Annotated in this window: 20 protein-coding genes, 4 tRNA genes and 1 pseudogene; 20 read left to right on the top strand and 5 right to left on the bottom strand. The window is 71.7% G+C overall.

What is annotated here, in order from left to right; genetic code table 11:
• Positions 1-2: 2 nt before the first annotated feature.
• From WDV06_RS16605 to WDV06_RS16590, 4 genes are all read left to right on the top strand, one after another.
• A tRNA-Glu gene (locus WDV06_RS16605) sits at positions 3-75 on the top strand.
• 61 nt (positions 76-136) lie between these two features.
• Positions 137-212 (top strand) — tRNA-Glu (locus WDV06_RS16600).
• Positions 213-234: 22 nt separating this feature from the next.
• Positions 235-306: transfer RNA gene (locus WDV06_RS16595), tRNA-Gln, on the top strand.
• Between the two features lie 21 nt (positions 307-327).
• Positions 328-400: transfer RNA gene (locus tag WDV06_RS16590), tRNA-Glu, on the top strand.
• A 176-nt stretch (positions 401-576) separates the two neighbouring features.
• Here WDV06_RS16590 and ndgR read toward each other — a convergent pair.
• Positions 577-1293, bottom strand: a complete 717-nt coding sequence (gene ndgR / locus WDV06_RS16585; protein ID WP_351884172.1) for an IclR family transcriptional regulator NdgR — start codon at positions 1291-1293, stop codon at positions 577-579.
• Between the two features lie 121 nt (positions 1294-1414).
• On the opposite strand from ndgR, the gene leuC reads away from it, so the two are divergent.
• The 4 genes from leuC to WDV06_RS16565 all read left to right on the top strand — a co-directional run bounded on the left by leuC (position 1415) and on the right by WDV06_RS16565 (position 4632).
• Positions 1415-2839, top strand: coding sequence for a 3-isopropylmalate dehydratase large subunit (gene leuC, locus WDV06_RS16580; protein ID WP_395510513.1), 1425 nt, complete (start codon positions 1415-1417; stop codon positions 2837-2839).
• Positions 2840-2842: 3 nt separating this feature from the next.
• Positions 2843-3436 carry a 3-isopropylmalate dehydratase small subunit gene (leuD, locus tag WDV06_RS16575; RefSeq protein ID WP_395510512.1) on the top strand — a complete coding sequence of 198 codons (594 nt, stop codon included), beginning with the start codon at positions 2843-2845 and terminating at the stop codon, positions 3434-3436.
• 137 nt (positions 3437-3573) lie between these two features.
• Positions 3574-3801: an SCO5555 family protein gene (locus tag WDV06_RS16570; protein WP_395510511.1), complete on the top strand. Its 228-nt coding sequence runs from the start codon at positions 3574-3576 to the stop codon at positions 3799-3801.
• A gap of 144 nt (positions 3802-3945) precedes the next feature.
• Positions 3946-4632: an HU family DNA-binding protein gene (locus WDV06_RS16565; protein WP_395510510.1), complete on the top strand. Its 687-nt coding sequence runs from the start codon at positions 3946-3948 to the stop codon at positions 4630-4632.
• Positions 4633-4930: 298 nt separating this feature from the next.
• Here WDV06_RS16565 and cofC read toward each other — a convergent pair.
• Positions 4931-5587, bottom strand: a pseudogene (cofC, locus tag WDV06_RS16560) (2-phospho-L-lactate guanylyltransferase); the annotation flags it as partial.
• A gap of 219 nt (positions 5588-5806) precedes the next feature.
• On the opposite strand from cofC, the gene WDV06_RS16555 reads away from it, so the two are divergent.
• From WDV06_RS16555 to WDV06_RS16545, 3 genes are read left to right on the top strand one after another with little or no spacing between them, the layout of a single operon-like run.
• On the top strand, positions 5807-6559 hold the full coding sequence (locus WDV06_RS16555) for a lysophospholipid acyltransferase family protein (protein WP_395510509.1): 753 nt from the start codon (positions 5807-5809) through the stop codon (positions 6557-6559).
• Positions 6556-7566 (top strand): NAD(P)H-dependent glycerol-3-phosphate dehydrogenase, encoded by a 1011-nt coding sequence (locus tag WDV06_RS16550; RefSeq protein WP_395510508.1) that lies wholly within the window; start codon positions 6556-6558, stop codon positions 7564-7566. The genes WDV06_RS16555 and WDV06_RS16550 overlap by 4 nt, the downstream gene beginning before the upstream one ends.
• A 39-nt stretch (positions 7567-7605) precedes the next feature.
• Positions 7606-8763, top strand: a complete 1158-nt coding sequence (locus WDV06_RS16545) for a D-alanine--D-alanine ligase family protein (RefSeq protein WP_395510507.1) — start codon at positions 7606-7608, stop codon at positions 8761-8763.
• Positions 8764-8866: 103 nt separating this feature from the next.
• Here WDV06_RS16545 and WDV06_RS16540 read toward each other — a convergent pair whose 3' ends face one another.
• Positions 8867-9358, bottom strand: a complete 492-nt coding sequence (locus WDV06_RS16540) for a DUF3515 domain-containing protein (RefSeq protein WP_395510506.1) — start codon at positions 9356-9358, stop codon at positions 8867-8869.
• 23 nt (positions 9359-9381) lie between these two features.
• A complete protein-coding gene (locus WDV06_RS16535) occupies positions 9382-9615 on the bottom strand; it encodes an Lrp/AsnC ligand binding domain-containing protein (protein ID WP_042816780.1) in 234 nt (77 codons plus the stop codon).
• A 245-nt stretch (positions 9616-9860) separates the two neighbouring features.
• On the opposite strand from WDV06_RS16535, the gene WDV06_RS16530 reads away from it, so the two are divergent.
• Both WDV06_RS16530 and thiD read left to right on the top strand, forming a co-directional pair.
• Positions 9861-10841, top strand: a complete 981-nt coding sequence (locus tag WDV06_RS16530; protein WP_395510505.1) for a thiamine-phosphate kinase — start codon at positions 9861-9863, stop codon at positions 10839-10841.
• Positions 10838-11647 carry a bifunctional hydroxymethylpyrimidine kinase/phosphomethylpyrimidine kinase gene (gene thiD / locus WDV06_RS16525; protein WP_395510504.1) on the top strand — a complete coding sequence of 270 codons (810 nt, stop codon included), beginning with the start codon at positions 10838-10840 and terminating at the stop codon, positions 11645-11647. The genes WDV06_RS16530 and thiD overlap by 4 nt, the downstream gene beginning before the upstream one ends.
• A gap of 132 nt (positions 11648-11779) precedes the next feature.
• Here thiD and rpmB read toward each other — a convergent pair whose 3' ends face one another.
• Complete coding sequence (gene rpmB / locus WDV06_RS16520) at positions 11780-11965, bottom strand: 50S ribosomal protein L28 (RefSeq protein ID WP_007266795.1); 186 nt, start codon at positions 11963-11965, stop codon at positions 11780-11782.
• A 241-nt stretch (positions 11966-12206) separates the two neighbouring features.
• On the opposite strand from rpmB, the gene WDV06_RS16515 reads away from it, so the two are divergent.
• The 7 genes from WDV06_RS16515 to rpmF all read left to right on the top strand — a co-directional run bounded on the left by WDV06_RS16515 (position 12207) and on the right by rpmF (position 19371).
• A complete protein-coding gene (locus WDV06_RS16515; protein WP_395510503.1) occupies positions 12207-13862 on the top strand; it encodes a DAK2 domain-containing protein in 1656 nt (551 codons plus the stop codon).
• A 26-nt stretch (positions 13863-13888) separates the two neighbouring features.
• Positions 13889-16090, top strand: coding sequence for an ATP-dependent DNA helicase RecG (recG, locus tag WDV06_RS16510; RefSeq protein ID WP_395510502.1), 2202 nt, complete (start codon positions 13889-13891; stop codon positions 16088-16090).
• A gap of 73 nt (positions 16091-16163) precedes the next feature.
• Positions 16164-16742, top strand: coding sequence for a 16S rRNA (guanine(966)-N(2))-methyltransferase RsmD (gene rsmD, locus WDV06_RS16505; protein ID WP_395510501.1), 579 nt, complete (start codon positions 16164-16166; stop codon positions 16740-16742).
• Positions 16743-16756: 14 nt separating this feature from the next.
• Complete coding sequence (gene coaD, locus WDV06_RS16500) at positions 16757-17236, top strand: pantetheine-phosphate adenylyltransferase (protein WP_395510515.1); 480 nt, start codon at positions 16757-16759, stop codon at positions 17234-17236.
• Between the two features lie 103 nt (positions 17237-17339).
• Positions 17340-18416, top strand: coding sequence for a DivIVA domain-containing protein (locus WDV06_RS16495; protein WP_395510500.1), 1077 nt, complete (start codon positions 17340-17342; stop codon positions 18414-18416).
• Between the two features lie 68 nt (positions 18417-18484).
• Positions 18485-19195: a YceD family protein gene (locus WDV06_RS16490; RefSeq protein ID WP_395510499.1), complete on the top strand. Its 711-nt coding sequence runs from the start codon at positions 18485-18487 to the stop codon at positions 19193-19195.
• A 2-nt stretch (positions 19196-19197) separates the two neighbouring features.
• Positions 19198-19371 carry a 50S ribosomal protein L32 gene (gene rpmF, locus WDV06_RS16485; protein ID WP_003965982.1) on the top strand — a complete coding sequence of 58 codons (174 nt, stop codon included), beginning with the start codon at positions 19198-19200 and terminating at the stop codon, positions 19369-19371.
• Positions 19372-19376: the final 5 nt, after the last annotated feature.

Below are 19376 nucleotides of genomic sequence, written 5' to 3'. Positions count from 1 at the left end.
TTGCCCCCGTTGTGTAGCGGCCTAGCACGCCGCCCTCTCAAGGCGGTAGCGCCGGTTCGAATCCGGTCGGGGGTACAGATCCTTCCCGCGGGATCTCCAGGGTCGCTCCCGGAGATCTTGATGCAGGATCGCTAGGGCCCCCGTTGTGTAGCGGCCTAGCACGCCGCCCTCTCAAGGCGGTAGCGCCGGTTCGAATCCGGTCGGGGGTACCAAGGTCTGGCTGGTCTAGACCATTGGGCTATAGTGTAATTGGCAACACGAGGGTTTCTGGTTCCCTTATTCTAGGTTCGAGTCCTGGTAGCCCAGCGCAGTACCGCAGTAAAGCTAGCCCCCGTTGTGTAGCGGCCTAGCACGCCGCCCTCTCAAGGCGGTAGCGCCGGTTCGAATCCGGTCGGGGGTACATGAGAAGAGGCCCTCCGCGATCATCGCGGAGGGCCTCTTCGTCGTTCCCGGAGGGTTCCGGTCCGCGGACAAGTGCGGGCCCGGAGGCGCGAGTTCGGACGTGTGCGGCGTCGTGCGCGCCCCCGGGCCCGGGGGTTGTGGCGGAGAAGGGGGGGGCTGGGGCCGGGGCGGGCCTCAGCCGGAGCGGCGCAGGGCCTCCGAGAGGCGGGCGGCGGCGTCGATCACGGCCTGGGCGTGCATGCGCCCCGGGTGGCGGGTCAGGCGCTCGATCGGGCCGGAGACCGACACGGCGGCCACCACGCGGTTCGAGGGGCCGCGCACCGGCGCCGAGACGGAGGCCACGCCGGGTTCCCGCTCGCCGATCGACTGGGACCAGCCGCGGCGCCGTACGCCGGACAGGGCCGTCGCCGTGAAGCGGGCGCCCTGAAGGCCTCGGTGGAGCCGCTCGGGCTCTTCCCAGGCCATCAGGATCTGCGCCGCCGATCCCGCCTTCATCGGGAGCGTGGAGCCCACCGGGACGGTGTCCCGCAGGCCCGACAGCCGCTCGGCGGCCGCCACGCAGATGCGCATGTCGCCCTGACGGCGGTAGAGCTGCGCGCTCTCGCCCGTCACGTCACGGAGGTGCGTGAGCACCGGTCCCGCCGTGGCCAGCAGGCGGTCCTCGCCGGCCGCGGCGGCAAGCTCTGCCAGCCGCGGACCGAGGATGAACCGGCCCTGCATGTCCCTCGCCACCATCCGGTGGTGTTCCAGTGCCACGGCAAGGCGATGTGCCGTGGGTCGTGCGAGCCCTGTCGCCGCGACCAGCCCGGCGAGGGTGGCCGGACCGGACTCCAGTGCGCTCAATACCAGAGCTGCCTTGTCGAGAACGCCGACGCCGCTAGAGTTGTCCATGAAACGATATTCACGTCTCACACTGTGAAACGCAAGTTCAAATTTTCCAAGAACCAGCGAGTCTGTATGTACGGGTCCACGAACCACTGGATCCGGGACGGTGAGCCGGAGGGAAAGAGCGATGGGTAGGACACTCGCGGAGAAGGTCTGGGACGACCACGTCGTCCGGCGCGCCGAGGGCGAGCCCGATCTCCTCTTCATTGATCTCCACCTGCTGCACGAGGTGACCAGCCCGCAGGCGTTCGACGGGCTGCGCCAGGCCGGCCGCAAGGTCCGGCGGCTGGACCTCACCATCGCGACCGAGGACCACAACACCCCCACCCTGGACATCGACAAGCCGATCGCCGACCCGGTCTCCCGGGCCCAGCTGGAGACGCTGCGCAAGAACTGCGCCGAGTTCGGTGTCCGCCTGCACTCGCTGGGTGACGTCGAGCAGGGTGTCGTGCACGTCGTCGGCCCGCAGCTGGGTCTGACGCAGCCGGGCACCACCGTGGTCTGCGGTGACTCCCACACCTCCACCCACGGCGCCTTCGGCGCGCTGGCCTTCGGCATCGGCACCAGCCAGGTCGAGCACGTGCTGGCCACCCAGACGCTGCCGCTGGCCCGCCCGAAGACGATGGCCATCACCGTCACCGGGGAGCTGGCCGAGGGTGTCACCGCCAAGGACCTGATCCTGGCGATCATCGCCAAGATCGGCACCGGCGGCGGCCAGGGCTACATCCTGGAGTACCGGGGCGAGGCCGTCGAGAAGCTCTCGATGGAAGCCCGCATGACCATCTGCAACATGTCGATCGAGGCCGGCGCCCGCGCGGGCATGATCGCCCCCGACCAGACCACCTTCGACTACCTGCAGGGCCGCGACCACGCGCCCAAGGGCGAGGACTGGGACGCGGCCGTCGCCTACTGGAAGACCCTGCGCACCGACGAGGACGCCGTCTTCGACGCCGAGGTCGTCATCGACGGCTCCGCGCTCTCCCCGTTCGTCACCTGGGGCACCAACCCGGGCCAGGGCGCGCCGCTGTCGGCCAACGTCCCCGACCCGGCTTCGTACGAGGACGCTTCGGAGCGCCTGGCCGCCGAAAAGGCCCTGGAGTACATGGGGTTGACCGCCGGGCAGCCGCTGCGCGAGATCAAGGTCGACACCGTCTTCGTAGGTTCCTGCACCAACGGCCGCATCGAGGACCTGCGCGCCGTCGCCGGGATCATCGGGGGCCGCAAAGTCGCCGACGGCGTACGGATGCTGGTCGTCCCGGGCTCCGTCCGGGTCGCCCTCCAGGCCGTCGAGGAGGGCCTGGACAAGGTCTTCAAGGACGCCGGCGCCGAATGGCGGCACGCGGGCTGCTCCATGTGCCTGGGCATGAACCCCGACCAACTCGCCCCCGGTGAGCGTTCCGCGTCCACCTCCAACCGCAACTTCGAGGGCCGGCAGGGCAAGGGCGGGCGCACCCACCTGGTCTCCCCGCAGGTGGCCGCCGCCACCGCCGTGCTGGGCCATCTGGCCTCGCCCGCCGACCTGTCCGACGCCAACGCCACCGCCGGAGTCTGAACCATGGAAGCCTTCACCACCCACACCGGCCGTGCCGTCCCGCTGCGCCGCAGCAACGTCGACACCGACCAGATCATCCCGGCCCACTGGCTGAAGAAGATCACCCGCGACGGGTTCGAGGACGGGCTCTTCGAGGCCTGGCGCAAGGACCCGGAGTTCGTCACCAACCGTCCCGAGCGCGCCGGTGCGACCGTGCTGGTCGCCGGGCCGGACTTCGGCACCGGCTCCTCGCGCGAGCACGCCGTCTGGGCCCTGCAGAACTTCGGGTTCAAGACCGTCATCTCCTCCCGCTTCGCCGACATCTTCCGCGGCAACTCGCTGAAGAACGGACTGCTGACCGTCGTCCTGCCGCAGGAGACCGTCGACCGGCTGTGGGAGCTCACCGAGGCCGACCCGACCGCCGAGATCACCGTCGACCTGGTCGAGCGGAAGGTCCGAGCCGAGGGCGTCGAGGCGGAGTTCGAACTCGACGACAACGCGCGCTGGCGTCTGCTGGAAGGACTGGACGACATCTCGCTCACCCTTCAGAACGAAGCCGACATCGACGCCTACGAAAGCACCCGCCCCGCCTTCAAGCCGCGGACGATTCGCGTCTGATTCCTGCCTGATCAGCGCTTATTCACCCTCGGGTGATCGCATTGGCAACACTGTGCCCCCCGCCTTCGGGCGGGGGGCACAGCCGTATGTTGAGGCCCCGTGAGGCGACAACTCGCCCCAGATGGCACAATCTGTGCATGGAACGCGACAGTCAACTCGACCTCTACGAGCTCGTCGCGGACCGGTTGAAAGAAGCACACGCAAGGGTGCGCGCACTGCAAGTCCCGGAGGGCGTAAGGATGACGCTGTCCCGGAAGCTGTTGGTCGTCACTGCCGCGGCGAAGCATGATCTCGCCGACGCGGCAAGGCGCCTGGACAGGTTGATGAAGGACCTCGACGAGGGTCGATTCCCTGAAGGCGACTGATGCGAAGGAACTCCGTAACGGCTCACATCGTTGCGGCACTAGGGTGATTAGCCCGTTTCGTGTTTGATTTGCGGTATATATCCGCCTAACGTGCGAAATAAGCTTGAACACATTCGTTCTGGCGAGGTCTCCGAAGGGGAAGACGTGAACAAGGCGCAGCTCGTAGAAGCGATTGCCGACAAGCTGGGCGGCCGCCAGCAGGCCGCCGACGCGGTCGACGCGGTACTGGACGCGATGGTCCGCGCGGTCGTCGCGGGCGACCGGGTCTCGGTCACGGGCTTCGGCTCGTTCGAGAAGGTCGACCGCCCGGCCCGCTACGCGCGCAACCCGCAGACGGGTGAGCGCGTCCGGGTCAAGAAGACCTCCGTCCCCCGCTTCCGTGCGGGTCAGGGCTTCAAGGACCTGGTCAGCGGCACCAAGAAGCTCCCCAAGGGCGACGAGGTGGCCGTGAAGAAGGCCCCGAAGGGCAGCCTGACCGGCGGCGCCTCGGCCACGGTCAAGAAGGCCGCCGCCAAGAAGGCGACCACCGCCAAGAAGGCCGCCGCGAAGACCACGGCGACCAAGGCCGTCGCGAAGAAGACGACGGCGAAGAAGGCCACCCCGACCGTCAAGAAGACGGCCGCCGCGAAGTCCACGGCGGCGAAGAAGACCACGGCGGCCGCCAAGAAGGCCGCCCCGGCGAAGAAGGCCACGGCGGCGGCGAAGAAGACCACCGCCACCGCGAAGAAGACCGCCCCGGCGGCCAAGAAGGCCACCGCGACGAAGGCGCCCGCCAAGAAGACGGCGACGCGCAAGGCCACCGCGAAGAAGACCACCGCCCGCAAGAAGTAAGGGCACGAGTCACACACGCCGGGCCGGCTTCCCCGCGGGGGAAGCCGGCCCGCGGTGCGTTCCCCCGCACGTCACAGGGGGGCGGGAGCCGCCGGGGCTAGAACGTCTGCAGGGTGACCAGGGTGACGCGCAGGTCGGCGCCCTCGCCGTCCGTCTCGATGCGCACCCGCTGCCCGGGCCGCAGCATCAGCAGGCCCCCCGCGTCGAAGGCCTCGGCCCCGAAGGGGACCGGGGTGCCGTCGTCCAGCAGCACGCTGCCGCTGCGGGTCTGGGAGTCGTACGTGTACGCGGTCGCCTGCATACGCGCACTGTATCGGGCCGTGTGCCGGCCGACGCCGAGGGCCAGGGCCCTGCGCAGGTCCGGCCCGGTGTCCACGTCCCGCCGTACGCTCTCGACGTCGGCGAGGGCTATTTCCACCGCTCCCGACGCGGAATGCCGGGCCCGGGACGGGCCGCCGAACGCGGGTGCCAATTCCACGTCCGGGCCGGCGGAAAGGAGGGTCGTTCCGATTCCCGCCGCATCCGCGAGAAATGCCCGGGGAAATGCGGAGGCGATATCGAGCACACGTAGCAATTCCGGCGGGCGCAGTGCCGGCAGATCCGCGTTCATCGCGGCCAGCGGTGCCCCCGGCCGCCGGGCGCGCACGGCCCGCGCGCCGTGGTCCAGCGCCGCGTTGAGCCCCGCCCCCGGGGCGTCCGGCAGGATGCGCGCCCCGAGCCGGGCCAGTTCCGCGCCGGCCACCGCGTCGTCCGTGACGACCACCACATCCGCCACCGAGGCGCAGGCCAGCGCGCCCGCCACCGTGTCCTGCGCGAAGGCCAGGGCCAGCCCCGGACGGGAAGCGCCCACGGCCGCCGCCAGCCGGCTCTTGGCCAGCGCCAGGGGCTTCAGGGGGACCACCAGGCTCCAGACGGCGTTCGTGGCGGGCTCCTTCGCTCCGGTGCGCGGCCGCACCCGCCCCGGCCACGGGCGGGTCACGGCCCGGTCATCAGTGGGCCCATTGTCGCCTCAGACCCGCCGGAGGGGGGTCGGCCGGTCCGGCCGGGGCGTACGGTGTTCTCGACAGAGACCGGACCCGGGGCGACACTTGTCCGGCCCACGAGGTGCCGCGCTCCACCAGCCACCGCTGGAAGGGGCCGACGCACGCCCCGGTCCTAGAGGAAGGTGCTTCGAGTGTCCCGCCGCAGAATCGGCTTCTGGTACCGCCTGGCGGCGGTCATCGCAAAACCGCCGCTGGTAGTGCTCTTCAAGCGGGACTGGCGGGGAATGGAGCACATTCCGGCCGACGGCGGGTTCATCACCGCCGTCAACCACAACTCGTATCTGGACCCGCTGTCCTACGCGCACTTCCAGTACAACACCGGCCGGGTGCCCCGGCTGCTGGCCAAGGCCGGACTCTTCAAGGTGCCGTTCGTCGGCGCGATCCTGCGCGGATCGGGACAGATCCCCGTCTACCGCGAGACCACCAACGCCCTGGACGCGTTCCGGGCCGCCGTGGACGCCGTCGAGCGCGGCGAATGCGTCGCCTTCTACCCGGAGGGCACCCTCACCCGGGACCCGGAGATGTGGCCGATGGCCGGCAAGACGGGCGTCGCCCGCGTGGCACTGATCACCGAGGCCCCCGTCATTCCGGTGGCCCAGTGGGGCGCCAACCTCGTGATGCCGCCGTACGCCAAGGAGAACAAGGTCCGCCTGTTCCCGCGCAAGACCCTCCAGGTGCTCGCCGGGCCGCCCGTGGACCTCTCGGCCTTCTACGGCAAGGACCCCACTCCGGAGGTCCTCAAGGGCGCCACGGAGGCGATCATGGCCGACATCACCGCGCTCCTGGAGGAACTGCGCGGAGAGAAGGCCCCGGACGAGCCCTACGACCACCGCAAGGCCAGGGCGGAACAGCGGCGCAAGGCCGCGGGGGAGGGTTCCAAGTGACGCGTCCCGTCAAGGCGGCCGTGTTCTCGGCAGGCTCCTGGGGCACCGCCTTCGGCATGGTGCTCGCCGACGCCGGCTGCGAGGTCACCCTGTGGGCCCGCCGCCCGGAGGTCGCCGACGCCATCAACACCGACCACGCCAACCCGGACTACTTCCCCGGCGCCGAGCTCCCGGCGAACCTGCGCGCCACCACCGACCCGGCCGAGGCGGCCCGCGACGCCGACTTCACCGTCCTGTCGATCCCCTCCCAGACGCTGCGCGGCAACCTGGCCGAGTGGGCCCCGCTGCTCGCCCCCGACACCGTCCTCGTCTCCCTGATGAAGGGCATCGAGCTGGGCACCGCCAAGCGGATGAGCGAGGTCATCGAGGAGGTGGCCAAGGTCCCGTCCGAGCGCGTCGCCGTCGTCACCGGCCCCAACCTCGCCCGTGAGATCGTCGCCCGCCAGCCCGCCGCCTCCGTCGTCGCCTGCGTGGACGAGGCCGTGGCCCAGCGCCTCCAGGCCGCCTGCCACACCCCGTACTTCCGGCCGTACACCAGCACCGACGTCATCGGCTGCGAGCTCGGCGGCGCCGTCAAGAACGTCATCGGCCTCGCCGTCGGCATCGCCGACGGCATGGGCCTGGGCGACAACACCAAGGGCTCGCTCATCACCCGGGGCCTCGCCGAGGCCACCCGCCTGGGCCTGGCGATGGGCGCCGACCCGCTCACCTTCTCCGGCCTCGCCGGCCTCGGTGACCTCGTCGCCACCTGCTCCTCGCCGCTCTCCAGGAACCACACCTTCGGCACGAACCTGGGCCGCGGGATGACCCTGGAGGAGACCATCGCGGTCACCCGGCAGACCGCCGAGGGGGTCAAGTCCTGCCAGTCCGTGGCGGATCTGGCCCGCCGGTACGGGGTCGACATGCCGATCACCGAGACGGTCGTCGACATCGTCCACCACGGCAAGCCCACGCTGGTCGCCCTGAAGGAACTCATGGGCCGCAGCGCCAAACCGGAACGTCACTGACACCTTTCCGGACGCTTGAGCGGGTACTCTCGTGGCGATATGAGCAGCGAGAACCTCCCCCAGACCCCTGAGCAGCAGGGCCGCAAGCCCCGCGTGGCCGTCGTCTTCGGCGGCCGCAGCTCGGAACACGCCATCTCGGTCGTCACCGCGGGCGCTGTGCTGCGCTCCATCGACCGCTCCAAGTACGAGGTGCTGCCCATCGGCATCACCACGGACGGCCGGTGGGCGCTGACCGCCGACGCACCCGAGCGCATGGCCATCGCCGACCGCCGCCTCCCCGACGTGGAGTCGCTGGCGGAGTCCCAGGACGGCACCGTCGTGCTGCCCGTGGACCCCGCCAGCCGCGAGGTCGTCTACACCGAGCCGGGCTCCGTCCCCAAGGCACTGGGCGAGGTCGACGTCGTCTTCCCCGTGCTGCACGGCCCCTACGGCGAGGACGGCACCCTCCAGGGCCTCCTGGAGCTCTCCGGGATCCCGTACGTCGGCTGCGGCGTCCTCTCCTCGGCCGTCGGCCAGGACAAGGACTACATGAAGCGGGTGTTCACCTCCTACGGGCTGAACGTCGGCCCGTACGTGACCATCCGCCCCCGCGAGTGGGACGCCGACCGGGACGCCGCCACGGCCAAGGTCCTGGACTTCGCCGCCGAACACGGCTGGCCGCTGTTCGTGAAGCCCGCCCGCGCCGGCTCCTCCATCGGCATCACCAAGGTCGACGACGCCTCCGGGCTCGACGCGGCCATCCACGAGGCCCGCCGCCACGACCCGAAGGTCGTCGTGGAGGCGCTGCTGCGCGGCCGCGAGATCGAGTGCGGCGTGCTGGAGTTCGAGGACGGGCCGCGCGCCAGCGTGCCCGCGGAGATCCCGCCGGTCTCCAGCCACGACTTCTACGACTTCGAGGCGAAGTACATCGACTCCGCCGCCGGCCTGGTCCCCGCTCCGCTCACCCCGGAGCAGACCGCCGAGGTCCAGCGGCTCGCGATCGAGGCCTTCGAGGCCGCCTCCTGCGAGGGGCTGGTCCGCGCCGACTTCTTCCTCACCGAGGACGGCACCTTCGTCATCAACGAGATCAACACCCTCCCCGGGTTCACGCCGATCTCGATGTACCCCCGCATGTGGCAGGAGTCGGGCATCGAGTACCCGGAGCTCGTGGACCGGCTGATCCAGGCCGCCCTGCGCCGCTCCACCGGCCTGCGCTAGCCCCCGGGCCTCCCCGTCCGGGGGGACCCCGGGGCCCCGTACAGCCGACCGCCCGCCAGGAGGAACCCTGGCGGGCGGCGGTGTGCGCGGGGGAGGGGGCGGGTCAGTACGAGGAGATCCCGACCGGCACGGTCCTGGCCACGGCGGCGGACAGGTCCACGAGCATGCTCGCGTCCGTGGCGTGCTCCTTGTCGATCCAGACCTCCGTGTAGGCGAGCCGCGAGCCGGTGGTGAACTTCAGACCGCCGTCCGCGGGTCGCTCCACCAGCCAGCCGACGCCGTTGACCTCCACGCCGTCCGCCTTCGGATCGGCCATCTTCGCGGGCTTGGGGATCCCGCACCGCAGTACGATCGCCGGGCCGCCCCACGCGGCGGTCAGGTCCGACGCCGGTTCGGTGGCGGTCCGCTCCAGCCCGGACACCGTCTCCGGAAGCTCCTTGTGCAGTGCGGCACAGAGCCCCGCGACGTCGGCGGGCGGCGCGGGCGGCGGAGTCACCCGGGCCGTCGAGGCCCCGGGGGAGCAGCCCGCCAGGGCCAGGCCCGCCGCCAGGGCGGGCAGGGCCATCAGACGCAGGGGCCGGCGGTGCGAAGACATCACCGGCCAAGAGTAGACGGGGGCTACAGATGGACCACGGGGCAGGTCAGGGTGCGGGTGATCCCCTCCACCTGCTGCACCTTGGCGACCACCATGCGGCCGAGATCGTCGACGGTGTCGGCCTGGGCGCGCACGATGACGTCGTACGGCCCCGTCACGTCCTCGGCCTGGATCACCCCCGCGATGTTCCCGATGGACTCGGCGACGACCGACGCCTTGCCCACCTCGGTCTGGATGAGGATGTACGCCTGTACCACGGAACCTCCAGGGCGGCCACGAGGATCATTTCCCCTAACCTTCGGATGGGCCCGACAGAATCGGAAGGGCCGGGGGAAGAAGGGACGCCACGGTACCGCGTCGCCGGGTGCCACGGGGAGACCCGCAGACCAGGCGCCACGCACAGCGGGGCGTACACAGACCAGAAGTTGACGTATCTGTTGACGGTACCCAGAGCTGTGACGGCTCGCGACCGCAAGCGGACTTGCCAAGAAGGGGCACAGCGATGAAGGGCACTGTGGGCGAGCTGGGGGAATTCGGGCTCATCAGGGAGCTCACCTCACGGCTCACCACCACCCCGGCGGTCCGGCTCGGGCCGGGCGACGACGCCGCGGTCGTGTCGGCCCCCGACCGGCGGGTCGTGGCCAGCACCGACATCCTGCTGGAAGGCAGGCACTTCCGGCGCGACTGGTCCACCGCCTACGACGTCGGCCGCAAGGCCGCCGCGCAGAACCTGGCCGACATCGCCGCCATGGGCGCGGTGCCGACGGCCATCCTCCTCGGCCTCGTGGTCCCGGCGGAGCTGCCGGTCACCTGGCCCACCGAACTGATGGACGGCATCCGCGACGAGTGCCAGGTCGCCGGCGCGGCCGTGGTCGGCGGCGACGTCGTCCGCGGGGACACCATCACCGTCTCCATCACCGCCCTCGGCGACCTGCGCAACCACGAGCCCGTGCTGCGCTCCGGCGCCCGCCCCGGCGACGTCGTGGCCGTCACCGGCTGGCTCGGCTGGTCCGCCGCCGGCTACGCGGTGCTCTCGCGCGGCTTCCGCTCGCCGCGGGCCTTCGTCGAGGCGCACCGGCGCCCCGAGCCGCCGTACCACGCGGGCCCGGCGGCCGCCGGACTCGGCGCCACCGCCATGACCGACGTCAGCGACGGCCTGATCGCCGACCTCGGGCACATCGCCGAGGCCAGCCACGTACGGATCGACCTGCGCTCGGGGGCCGTGGACATCCCGACCCAGATGCACGACATCGGCCAGGCCGTCGGCGTCGACCCGCTCCAGTGGGTGCTCACCGGGGGAGAGGACCACGCCATCGTGGCCACCTTCCCGCCCGACGTGAAGCTTCCGGCCCGCTGGAAGGTCATCGGCGAGGTCCAGCACCGCTCCGCCCTGCCCCAGGTCACCGTGGACGGCGCCCCCTGGACCAGCACCGGCGGCTGGGACCACTTCGGGGCCGACCCGGTCGAGGGCGAGGCCCCGTGAGCCGGGCCGGCGGGCCCCCGCCGCTGTGCCTGACCGTCGCCGGATCCGACTCCGGCGGCGGCGCGGGCATCCAGGCCGACCTCAAGACCATGCTCGCGCTCGGCGTGCACGGCATGAGCGTGGTCACCGCCGTGACCGCACAGAACTCCCTCGGGGTGACGGGGGCCTGGGAACTGCCCGCCGAGGCCGTCACGGCCCAGTACCGGGCCGTCGTGGACGACATCGGCGTGCAGGCCGTCAAGACCGGCATGCTCTCCTCCGCCGTCCTGGTGGAGACCGTCGCGGGGCTGCTGGCCGGCACCGACGCCCCGGTGGTCGTGGACCCCGTGGGGGTCTCCAAGCACGGTGACGCGCTGCTCGCCGCCTCGGCACTGGACGCCGTACGGGGCGAGCTGCTCCCCCTGGCCACGGTCGCGACACCGAACCTCGACGAGGTGGCGCAGCTGACCGGGGTGGTCGTCGAGGACGAGGACGGCATGCGGCGGGCCGCCGACGCGGTCCTCGGCCACGGGCCCCGCTGGGCGCTGATCAAGGGCGGCCACCTCGCCGCGCACGGCGGCCGGGCCGTGGACCTGCTGACCGACGGCTCCGAGGAGCTGTGGCTGCGGGCACCCCGCCACGACAACCGGCACACGCACGGCACCGGCTGCACCCTCGCCAGCGCGGTCGCCGCGGGCCTGGCCAAGGGCCTGCCCGTCCCGGAGGCCGTCACGGCGGCCAAGGAGTACGTCACCGGTGCCATCGCCGCCGGCTTCGCGCTCGGCGGCGGCATCGGCCCGGTGGACCACGCCTGGCGGTGGCGCTGAGGCGTCAGGAGCAGCCCTTGACCGTCAAGGGCTGCTCCCCGGAGGCCCCGGACAAGGCAAAAGGCCGGCCCACCAGAGGTGGACCGGCCTTCTTGGCAACCGGAAAGGGCTGCGCTACGACGACGGGAGGCGTCAGCGCGAGACCTTGCCGGCCTTGATGCACGAGGTGCAGGCGTTGAGGCGCTTCGGCGTCCCATTGACCACGGCACGGACGCGCTGGATGTTCGGGTTCCAGCGACGCGAGGTGCGGCGGTGCGAGTGGGAGATGTTGTTGCCGAAGCTCGGCCCCTTGGCGCAAACGTCGCAGTTGGCAGCCACAGGTCACTCCAAGACTTCAGATGCAATTACGGTGGAATCCGGCACACCGGAATCAGAGATCTGAAGTGGCTTGCCGGACGAATGACCCGACTCTCGACGGGCAACCTGAGCAGCATACAACGACTGCTTGGGTCCGAGAAAACTACCATGACGGGGCCGGACTCCGCCCCGGCGTCCCGGGTGGGCGGCCGTCCTTCGTTACCCTGCGGTGAACCCTGGCCCGCACAAGGAGGAACGCCCGGTGGCGCACGAGCCCGAGCCGCACACCCTCGACGCCGAAGCGGTGCGCACCTGGAGCTCCCTGGCCCTGACGGCGCTGGGCCGGGCCCGGACGGACATCGACGCCATCAACGTCTACCCCGTCGCGGACGCCGACACCGGCACCAACCTCTACCTGACCGCCCAGTCCGCCGACCGCGCCCTGGCCGAGGCCTTCGCCCGTTCCGCCCCCGGCGTGACCGACGGCACAGCCCGGCCCTCCCCGGCCTCCCTGCCCGAAGCCGTACGGGCCTACGCGCACGGCGCGCTCATAGGCGCCCGGGGCAACTCCGGGACGATCCTCGCCCAGCTGCTGCGCGGCGTGGCCGACGTCCTCGGCGCCGACCCCGCCGGCCGCGCCCCCGGCCCGCTGCTGGCACAGGCCCTGGAGCGGGCCGCCGAGGAGGCCTACCAGGCCGTCGCACACCCCGTCGAGGGCACGATGCTCACCGTCGCCGGGGCCGCCGCCCGTGCCGCCGGAACCGTCTCCGGGACCGCCGCCGACGTGGCCCGGGCCGCCTACGAGGGGGCCCGCGCGGCCCTCGCCGACACCCCCGCGCAACTGGCCGCCCTCGGCAGGGCCGGGGTCGTCGACGCGGGGGGCTGCGGACTGGTCGCCGTCCTCGGGGCGCTCTGGCAGGCCCTGTCCGGCCAGGAGCCCGAGACCGAGCCCGTCCACGGTCCGGCCGTGCCCGTCGAACGCCTCCCCGAGCCCTGCGCCCAGGAGGAAGGCGGGCCCGGCTACGAGGTGATCTACCTGCTGGAGGCCTCCGAGGAGGCCGTCGGCGCGCTGCGCACCGCCCTCGACGGAATCGGCGACTCCCTGGTGGTGGTCGGGGGGGACGGGCTGTGGAACGTCCACGTCCACGTCGACGACCCCGGCGCGGCCGTCGAAGCCGGAGTGGAAGCCGGCCGGCCGTACCGGATCCGCATCACCCACTTCGGTGACGAACGCCGCCGTGCCAGCGCCCCCCGCGCCCAGCGGGCCGTCGTGGCCGTCGTCCAGGGAGAAGGGCTGGCCGCACTGTACGGGGAGGCGGGCGCGAGCACCGTCCCCGCCCGCCCCGGAGAGCCGCCCGCCGTCGCCGACCTGCTCGACGCCGTCCGCCGGGCCCACGCCCGCGAGGTGGTCCTGCTGCCCGGCAGCGCCGAACTCCGGGCGGCCGCCGGCGCCGCCGCCGAGCAGGCCCGCGCCGACGGCGTACGGGTGGCCGTGATCCCCACCCGGTCCGCCGTCCAGGGCCTGGCCGCCCTCGCCGTCCACGACCCGCAGGCCAGCTTCGACGAGGACGTCGTCACCATGACCGCCGCCGCCGGCGCCACCCGCTACGGGGAACTCGCCGTCGCCGAACGGCAGTCCTTCACCTCCGCCGGGATCTGCCAGGCCGGGGACGTGCTCGGGCTCATCGACGGCGACGTCGCCGTCATCGGCGCCGGCCTGCCCGAGACGGCCGAGGCGGTCCTGGAGCGGATGCTCGGCTCCGGCGGCGAACTGGTCACCCTCGTCCTCGGACCCGAGGCACCCGAAACCCTCGCCGCCCGACTGGAGGCGTACGTCCAGCAGGCCCACCTGGCCGTGGACACCGTCACCTACAGCGGCGGCAGGCACTCGGCGCCCCTGCTCATCGGAGTCGAATAGCGGCCCTGTCACAGGCATGGTGTGCAATGGAACACGTGCCCGCGCTCGACGAAGACCTCAAGAAGACCCTCGGCCCCGCCACCGCCAAGGTGCTCGCCGAGCAGCTCGGCCTGCACACGGCCCTGGACCTGCTCCACCACTACCCCCGGCGGTACGCCGAGCGCGGCGAGCTGACCTCGCTCGCGGACCTCGCCGACCAGATCGACGAGCACGTCACCGTCGTCGCCCAGGTCGCCGACGCCCGGATCCTGACCTTCAACGGGGGCCGCGGCAAGCGGCTGGAGGTCACCATCACCGACGGCAGCGGCCGCCTCCAGCTCGTCTTCTTCGGCGCCGGCGTCCACAAGCCGCACAAGGAGCTGCTGCCCGGCAGCCGCGCGATGTTCGCGGGCAAGGTCTCCCGGTTCAACCACAGACTCCAGCTCGCCCACCCGGCGTACGAACCCCTCGGCGGCGACGCCTCCGACCGGGACGCCGCCACCGCCTTCGCCGGCCAGCTGATCCCGATCTACCCGGCCTGCGCCAAGCTGGAGTCCTGGAAGATCGCCAAATGCGTGGACGCCGTCCTGCCCCGCGCAGGCGAGGCCCTCGACCCGCTCCCGCCCGCCCTGCGCGACGGCCGCGGACTGGTCCCCCTCACCGAGGCCCTCCTCAAGATCCACCGCCCGGCCACCAAAGCCGACATCGAGGACGCCCGCCGCCGCCTGAAATGGGACGAGGCCTTCGTCCTCCAGGTCGCCCTCGCCCGCCGCCGGCACGCCGACTCCCAGCTCCCGGCCGTCGCCCGCCGCCCCACCCCCGGCGGCCTCCTCGACGCCTTCGACGCGAAGCTCCCCTTCACCCTCACCGAAGGCCAGCAGAAGGTCTCCCGGGAGATCTTCGACGACCTCGCCACCAGCCACCCCATGCACCGCCTCCTCCAGGGCGAGGTCGGAAGCGGCAAGACGATGGTCGCCCTGCGGGCGATGCTCGCCGTCGTCGACTCCGGCGGCCAGGCCGCCATGCTCGCCCCCACCGAGGTCCTCGCCCAGCAGCACCACCGCTCCATCACGGAGATGATGGGCGAGCTCGCCGAAGGCGGCATGCTCGGCGGCTCCGACCAGGGCACCAAGGTGGTCCTGCTCACCGGCTCCATGGGGACCGCCGCCCGCCGCCAGGCCCTCCTCGACCTGGTCACCGGCGAGGCCGGGATCGTCATCGGCACCCACGCCCTGATCGAGGACAAGGTGCAGTTCCACGACCTCGGCCTGGTCGTCGTCGACGAACAGCACCGCTTCGGCGTCGAACAGCGCGACGCCCTGCGCTCCAAGGGCAAGCAGCCGCCGCACCTGCTGGTCATGACCGCCACCCCCATCCCGCGCACCGTCGCCATGACCGTCTTCGGAGACCTGGAGACCTCCGTCCTCGACCAGCTGCCCGCCGGCCGCTCCCCCATCGCCACCCACGTCGTGCCCGCCAAGGACAAACCGCACTTCCTCAGCCGGGCCTGGGAGCGGGTCCGCGAGGAGGTCGGCAACGGCCACCAGGCGTACGTGGTCTGCCCGCGCATCGGCGACGGCGAGGACGACCCCAAGGGCAAGAAGAAGGCCTCCGCCGAGGACGAGGCCGAGAAGCGCCCGCCGCTCGCCGTCCTGGAGATCGCCGAACAGCTCACCGCCGGCCCCCTCGCCGGGCTCTCCGTCGAGGTGCTGCACGGCCGCATGGACCCCGCCGACAAGGACGACGTCATGCGCCGCTTCGCCGCCGGCGAGGTGAAGGTGCTCGTCGCCACCACCGTCATCGAGGTCGGCGTGAACGTCCCCAACTCCACGGTCATGGTCATCATGGACGCCGACCGCTTCGGCGTCTCCCAGCTGCACCAGCTCCGCGGCCGCGTGGGCCGCGGCTCCGCCCCCGGACTGTGCCTGCTCGTCAGCGACATGCACGAGGCCAGCCCCGCCCGCGCCCGCCTCGCCGCCGTCGCCGCCACCCTCGACGGCTTCGAACTCTCCCGGATCGACCTCGAACAGCGCCGCGAGGGTGACGTCCTCGGCCAGGCCCAGTCCGGCGTCCGCTCCTCCCTGCGCATGCTCGCCGTCATCGAGGACGAGGAGGTCATCGCCGAGGCCCGGGAGGAGGCCGCCCGCGTGGTCGCCGCCGACCCCGCACTGGAGCACCTGCCCGGCCTGCGCACCGCCCTCGACGCCCTGCTGGACACCGAGCGCGAGCAGTACCTGGAGAAGGGCTGAGCGGCACGACCTATCGTGGGAGGCCAGAACGGAGGCCCCGGCCTCCGACGACCGCCGCACAGAAGGACCCCAGATGACCCGCGTGATCGCCGGCACCGCCGGCGGCCGGCGGCTGGCCGTGCCGCCCGGCACCGGCACCCGCCCGACCTCCGACCGGATGCGCGAAGGGCTCTTCTCCACGTGGGAGTCGCTCCACGGCGTCCAGGACTCACGGGTCCTCGACCTCTACGGCGGCTCCGGCGCCGTCGGCCTGGAAGCCCTCTCCCGGGGCGCCGCCCACACCCTCCTCGTCGAGGCCGACGCCAAGGCCGCCAAGGCCATCCGGGACAACATCAGGACCCTGGGCCTGCCCGGCGCCGAGTTCCGGCCCGGCAAGGCCGAGCAGATCGTCGCGTCCGCCGCGCCCGGGGACCCGTACGACATCGTCTTCCTGGACCCCCCGTACGCCGTCGGGCACGGTGAACTCGGGGAGATCCTCCTCACACTCCGTGCCAATGGCTGGCTCACCGACGACGCCCTCGTCACCGTGGAGCGCAGCACCAGGAGCGGCCCGTTCCCGTGGCCGGAGGGGTTCGGTCCGCTGCGCTCGCGCAAGTACGGCGAAGGCACCCTTTGGTACGGTCGCGCCGCCTCCACCAGCGAAGACTCATGAACGAGGGAGCTCAGTTGCGCCGCGCGGTCTGTCCGGGGTCCTTCGATCCCATCCACAACGGGCACCTCGACGTCATCGGACGCGCCTCCAGGCTCTACGACGTCGTCCACGTCGCCGTGATGATCAACCCGGCGAAGAAGGGCCTGTTCACCGTCGAGGAGCGGATCGAACTGATCCGCGAGGCCACCGCCGGCTACGGAAACGTTCAGGTGGAGTCCTTCCACGGCCTCCTCGTCGACTTCTGCAAGCAGCGGGACATCCCGGCCATCGTCAAGGGCCTGCGCGCGGTCAGCGACTTCGACTACGAGCTCCAGATGGCCCAGATGAACATGGGCCTGTCGGGCGTCGAGACGCTGTTCGTCCCCACCATCCCGACCTACAGCTTCCTGTCCTCCTCGCTGGTCAAGGAGGTCGCTGCCTGGGGCGGCGACGTCGCCCACCTGCTCCCCGCACACGTCCACGCCGCGCTGATCGAACGGCTGCGCGCCGAGTGAGCCGGTGGACGGGGGGCTGAGGTTCCCCCGTCCCGTCCCGCGTGTCCGCTCCGTGGGCCTACAGTCGTCCCGTCAGTCCGAGGCGAAGAGAGCGCGAGCCCCCATGGACGTACAGAAGAAGCTGGACGAGATCGTCGCGGCCGTCGGCGGTGCCCGGTCGATGCCCATGTCGGCCTCCTGCGTGGTCAACCGCGCGGAGCTCCTCGCACAGCTCGAAGAGGTACGCCAGGCCCTGCCGGGCTCGCTGGCCCAGGCCCGGGAGCTGATCGGCGGGCGCGACCAGATGGTCGAGGAGGCCCGCCGGGAGGCGGACCGGATCATCGAGTCGGCACACGCCCAGCGGGGTTCCCTGATCTCCGACACCGAGATCGCGCGCCGCTCGCAGGCCGAGGCCGACCGCATCCTCGCCGATGCCCGCCGGGAGGCCGCCGAGATCCGGGCCGAGGCCGACGACTACGTCGACAGCAAGCTCGCCAACTTCGAGGTGGTCCTCAGCAAGACCATCGGGGCCGTGGACCGCGGCCGCGAGAAGCTGCTGGGCCGCGGGCCGGGCCTGGACGACCGGGGCTTCGACGACAGCGGCGCCCCCGAGCCGAGCCCGGACCCGCTGGTCCGGCGCGAGCAGGCGGACGCGTACGTGGACACCAAGCTGGCCACCGTCGAGGCGGTGCTCGCCAAGACCCTGGAGGCGGTCGGCCGCGGCCGCCAGAAGCTGCTGGGCCGGGTGCCCACCGACGACCTCGGCGCGCACATGGCCGCCCAGGACGCGGCGGGCGACCAGCACGTGCGCCCGTCCAGCGACGCGGACTTCCTGGCCGGGCTGGCCGAGCCGGAGCCGCCGGCGATCCCCGCCCAGGCGGCCCCGGTCTACGACGGCTACGCGGCGGCGGCCTACGCCACGCCCTACCCGCAGCCCCCGCAGCAGGACGGCTACGCCTACCAGGACCCGTACGCGTCCGGCTATGCGCAGCAGCCCGACCCGTACGGCTACGCCCCGCAGCCCGACCCGTACGCCGGCGCGGGCACCGGCTCCACCGGGGCGGTGTACGCCGCGCACCACGCCGACCAGCGGCATCCGCAGCCCCACCACCCGCAGCAGCCGGCGCTCGACGAGACCAGCTTCTTCGACACGAGCATGATCAACCTGGATCAGCTGCGCCAGTACGAACAGGGTCGCTAGCCCGGATTGGGCTCTGAGCGAAGCGGCGGGTATCCTGGCTCTTCGGTCGCGCGTATCCGCTGCGATCCATGCTGCCCTTGAGCAGCGAAATCTTTGATCTTCAGCGATCTGTGAAAGCAGGAACGGCCCTGAACACCCGCCTCGACCACCGCAACCCCCTCGTGTTCGACACGCACGAGCTGGGCCGGCGTCCTGGTGCCATGCAGCGGCTGTCCCGTGAGGTCGAGGCGCCGGCGGACTTCGGTCTCGTCGACGTCATCGGAGTGCCGGAAGGCGCCCCGGTGAAGATCGAGCTCCGCCTGGAGTCGGTCATGGAAGGGGTGCTTGTCACAGGCACCGTCCGTGCAAAGGCCGTGGGGGAGTGCGTAAGGTGTCTGGAGTCCGTCGAGCGCGAGCTCAAGGCGGACTTCCAGGAGATGTTCTCGTACCCTGACGCCGACGACCGGGGCCGCCCCAAGGCGGAGCCGGCCGACGACGCCGAGGACGACGAGGACATGCTCTTCCTTGAGGACGGATTGTTCGACCTCGAACCCGTGCTGCGGGACGCGGTGGTGCTCGCACTGCCCATGCAGCCGGTGTGCCGGGAGGATTGTCTCGGACTGTGCCCCGACTGCGGGGTCAGCCTGAACGACGACCCGGAACACCACCACGACGCCGTCGACATCCGTTGGGCGGCATTGCAGGAACTCGTCGTGACCGATCAGGACGGCGAGAAGGACAACATGAGCGGCACTGCATCTGACGGAGTTCAGAGCGCCGCCGAGAAGCAGGAGAAGTAGCCGTGGCTGTTCCGAAGCGGAAGATGTCGCGCAGCAACACGCGCCACCGCCGGTCGCAGTGGAAGGCTGCGGTCCCCACCCTGGTTTCGTGCGAGCGTTGCCAGGAGCCGAAGCTCCAGCACATCGCGTGCCCGAGCTGCGGCACCTACAACAAGCGCCAGGTCCTCGAGGTCTGAGCGGC

The sequence above is a fragment of the Streptomyces racemochromogenes genome (genome assembly GCF_044129415.1).
In the GTDB taxonomy this organism is placed as follows: Bacteria; Actinomycetota; Actinomycetes; order Streptomycetales; family Streptomycetaceae; genus Streptomyces; species Streptomyces racemochromogenes_A.
This window is presented reverse-complemented; position numbering and strand designations above follow the sequence as displayed.